This window comes from Streptomyces sp. NPDC048496, from assembly GCF_043200055.1.
Taxonomy (GTDB): Bacteria; Actinomycetota; Actinomycetes; order Streptomycetales; family Streptomycetaceae; genus Streptomyces.
Genome location: NZ_JBICXB010000115.1, coordinates 1 through 4,025 on the forward strand (window position 1 = coordinate 1; position 4,025 = coordinate 4,025).

Here is a 4,025-nt window from a genome sequence, read left to right on the forward strand (position 1 = left end):
CCCGCGGAGCGGGTACCACATCGCTGCGCGATGTGCAAGCGAACCACCGTGCTTCGCACGGTGGTTGCGCACCCGCTCCGCGGGTGCGAACTCTGTGCTTCGCACAGAGTTGACTCCGTTTCACGGAGTCTGCGCTTCGCGCGGTGTGCCCGCTGCGCGGGCCAACTCCCTTCGCTGCGCTTCGGGAGTTGAGGGGAGCGGCCGCTGCGCGACCGTCAGCCGCGCGATGCGCCGCTTGCCTGTTGACGGGGTGTCCGGTGCGGCTAGTGGGGCTTGCTGTAGGGGAGTTGGGGAGTGCTGCGCACTCCGGGCCGGGCCCGCTGCGCTCCCCCGCCCTGACGGTCCTTCCGGCTGTGCCTTCAGAACCGTTGAGGCCCTGCTATCGCGGGCCTGGCTGGCTACGAGGGGTGGGGGTCGCTCGTCCGTGTCGGGTTTCAGTGTAGCGGGTGCATCTGGGTTAGATGCACATGTACTGTTGGCGGAAACACGGGACACCCCAACCAATCGGAAACCCTCCCACATGTTCGAGAGGACGGCCGCAGATGACCGGTTTCGGTGAATGAATCTACCGGAAAGACACCCGTGCTGAGCAGCGATTCCGTTCGCAGGGTGAGTGAGTATCAGACGGCGGACACCAACGCCCGGTTGAAGCTGTTCGCGCTCCTGGCTGCCCAGGGCGTGCCCGCGGCTGAGGCGGACGACCTGGTGGCCGCGCTGGAGGCCGGTGCGGTCGCCGGGGCGCAGTGCGAGGTGGACGGCATGGCGCCGGCCTCTCGTGGCGCGGTGTTCGCGGACGGCTGGGATGAGGACGTGATGGCCGTGAGCGAGGCCCTGGTGGGCATCGCTGACCGGGACTGGTCACGGCGTGGCGGCCGGTCGGGGCCGCTGAACTGGCCGTACATCTCGCGGACGTGAGGCAGCGTGAGCGGAGCGGGCTGGAGCGCCTGGAGGCGTTCGTCCGGGAGACGGTCCTGCCGCGCACGTACCCGCACACCATGGAGCGCCGCCGTGTCCTGGAGGCGCTGGGCAAGGCGGACCGGCTGTGCAACGCCCGCACCATCGAATACTCCACCGGCGACGTCATCCTCTGCACCCGTAAGGCCAGCCATTACGACCCCGGGGGCTACGACCCGCTGGGCGAGACGAAATCGGAGGGCTCGCACAAGTGCAGCACGCGTACCTGGATTGATGACCAGCCCTGCAACTACCCGAACACGGCTGCCTGAAATTCCGCGGGAACACCTGAAAGGGGAGGCGAGAGAATGTCTGGGATTCAGCTCAAGGAACACCAGGTAGACCAGAAGTCGAGTTTCCGGAAGTGGGTTGGATTTCCTGCAAGGTCATCTGTGCCTCCGGAAGGGGCGCGCGCCACCGGGGTGTCCGCGACCGGGTCCGGGAAGACGATCACGGCCGCAGCGAGCGCGCTGGAGTGCTTCCCGGACGGCCGAATTCTGGTGATGGTGCCCACCCTGGACTTGATCGTGCAGAGTGCCCAGTCCTGGCGGCGGGTCGGGCACCGTGCGCCAATGGTGGCGGTGTGCTCGGTGGACAGGGACGAGGTCCTGGAGCAGCTCGGGGTGCGCACCACCACCAACGCCATCCAGCTAGCGCTGTGGGCTGGGGCCGGGCCCGTCGTGGTGTTCGCGACCTATGCCTCGCTGGTGGAGCGGGAGGACCCTACCGATATCACCGGGCGGAGGAGGATCCCGGGGCCGCTGGAGGCTGCTTTGGCGGGTGGGGAGCGGCTGTACGGACAGCGGCTTGCCGGGTTCGACTTGGCGATCCTGGACGAGGGGCACATGACCGCCGGGGACATCGGACGGCCCTGGGCGGCGATCCACGACAACAGTCGGATCCCCGTCGACTTCCGGCTGTACCTGACCGCGACGCCGAGGATTCTGGCTTCGCCCCGGCCGCAGCGCGGGAGGGACGGCCGGGAGCTGGTGATCGCTTCGATGGAGGAGGACTCGCGCACGTACGGTCCCAGAATTTTCGATCTTGGGTTGGCGGAGGCGGTGGAGCGGTCGATCCTCGCGGGGTTCGAGATCGACGTGCTGGAGATCCGTGACCCGGATCCGATCCTGGGGCTGTCGGAGGACGCGCTGCGCGGCCGGCGCATGGCCCTGCTCCAGGCGGCGCTGCTGGAGCACACGGCGCAGCAGAACCTGCACACCACCATGGTGTTCCACCAGCGGGTGGAGGAGGCGGCCGCGTTCGCCGAGCAGATGCCTCGCACCGCCGCCGAGCTGTACACCGCCGAGACCTCCGCCGCAGCGCTGGCCGGTGCGGCGGAGCTGCCCGCCTCCTCGATCGACGCCGAACTGTACGAGCTGGAAGAAGGACGGCACGTGCCCCCGGACCGGGTGTGGGCGGACTGGCTGTGCGGCGACCACCCCATCGCGCACCGGCGCGAGGTGATCCACCGGTTCGCCAACGGCATCAACGCCCAGAACCGGCGCGTGCACCGGGCGTTCCTGTCCTCGGTACGGGCCCTCGGGGTCGGCGTCGACATCACCGGACTGCGCGGGGTGGAAGCGGTATGCATCGTCGGCTCCCGCAGCTCCCAGGTCGACGTCGTCCAGAACATCGGACGCGCCCTGCGCCCCAACCCCGACGGCACGACCAAAACCGCGCGGATCATCATTCCCGTCTTCCTCCAAGCAGGGGAGGACCCGAAGGACATGGTCGCCTCGGCCAGCTACCAGCCCCTCGTCGACATCCTCCAAGCCCTCCGCAGTCATGATGAACGACTCGTTGAGCAGCTCGCCTCCCGCGCCCTGACCCGCGGTGAGGAACACCGGCGCATCCACGTCCGCCCCGCCCCCGCGGCTGGGTCGGAGAACGGGGACGACGCAGAGGCGAGTGACGAGGCGCAGCGGGAGGTGGACCGTGTCACCTCGGTCGTGGTCAACTTCGCCTCCCCCCGGGACGCCGCCGACATCGCCGCCCTGACCCGCTGCCGTGTCATCAGGCCCGAGTCCCTCGTCTGGCTGGAGGGCTACCAGGCCCTCATCCGCTGGCGTGCCGAGAACGGGATCACCGGCCTGTACGCCGTGCCGTACGACACCGAGACCGCGGTCGGCGTGACGAAGGACTACCCCCTGGGCCGCTGGGTGCACCAGCAGCGCCGCGCCCAGCGCGCCAGCGAACTCGACCCCCACCGCAAAGAACTCCTCGACGACGCCGGCATGGTCTGGGAACCCGGCGACGAAGCATGGGAGAACAAACTCGCCGCCTTCCGGTCCTACCACCGGGCCACCGGACACCTCGCACCCCGTCAGGACGCGGTCTGGGGCGAGGGCGAAGCGATGGTGCCCATCGGGCAGCACCTGGCCAACCTCCGACGGAAAGGACAGAAGAACGGCCTGGGCAAAGACCCCGAGCGAGCGGCGGAGCGTGCCGCGCAGCTCGCGGCAATCGACCCGGACTGGAACTGCCCATGGCCGCTCGACTGGCAACGCCACTACAAGGTGCTCGCGGACCTGGTCGACGCCGACGGTCACCTGCCCGACATCCAGCCCGGCGTGCTCTTCGAAGGCGACGACATCGGACGATGGCTTCAGCGGCAGACACAGCCGATCACCTGGGCACAGCTCTCCGCCGAACAGCAGGAACGACTGACCAAGCTGGGCATCCAGCCCACTGAAGCCCCCTCCCCCACCCCAGCGGCCACGTGGCCGGCGAAGGGCCCCAGCAAGACACAGCAGGCATTCCAGCGCGGCCTAACCGCCCTCACCCAGTGGGTGGAACGGGAAGGCGACCGGCCGGTGCCACGCGGCCACGGTGAGGAGATCTCGGTCGACGGCGAGGCGGAGCCAGTGGTCGTGAAGCTGGGCGTATGGGTCTCGAACACCAAGTCGAGGCGGGACAAGCTCACTCAGGAGCAACTGGTTGCCCTACGGGAGCTCGGTATCGCTTGGGCATGACTCCGCCTGGATCCACCGGCTTGATGTCTGTGGATAGTTTCTCTGGGAACGAAGAAGTGCCTTGTGACCTGCGATGATGGGTTTCTCTAGGACCACATC

At 68.4% G+C, this 4,025-nt stretch carries 3 protein-coding genes; all 3 read left to right on the top strand.

The genetic code is table 11. The features are described from left to right. Positions 1–609: 609 nt before the first annotated feature. The 3 genes from ACGFSA_RS34860 to ACGFSA_RS34870 are packed head-to-tail and all read left to right on the top strand — an operon-like array spanning position 610 to position 3,926. Positions 610–915, top strand: coding sequence for a hypothetical protein (locus ACGFSA_RS34860; RefSeq protein ID WP_393310150.1), 306 nt, complete (start codon positions 610–612; stop codon positions 913–915). Beyond that, on the top strand, positions 912–1,226 hold the full coding sequence (locus tag ACGFSA_RS34865; RefSeq protein ID WP_393310152.1) for a hypothetical protein: 315 nt from the start codon (positions 912–914) through the stop codon (positions 1,224–1,226). Before ACGFSA_RS34860 ends, ACGFSA_RS34865 begins: the two co-directional genes overlap by 4 nt. Before the next feature lie 36 nt (positions 1,227–1,262). Beyond that, a complete protein-coding gene (locus ACGFSA_RS34870) occupies positions 1,263–3,926 on the top strand; it encodes a Helicase associated domain protein (RefSeq protein WP_393310154.1) in 2,664 nt (887 codons plus the stop codon). Positions 3,927–4,025 lie beyond the last annotated feature (99 nt).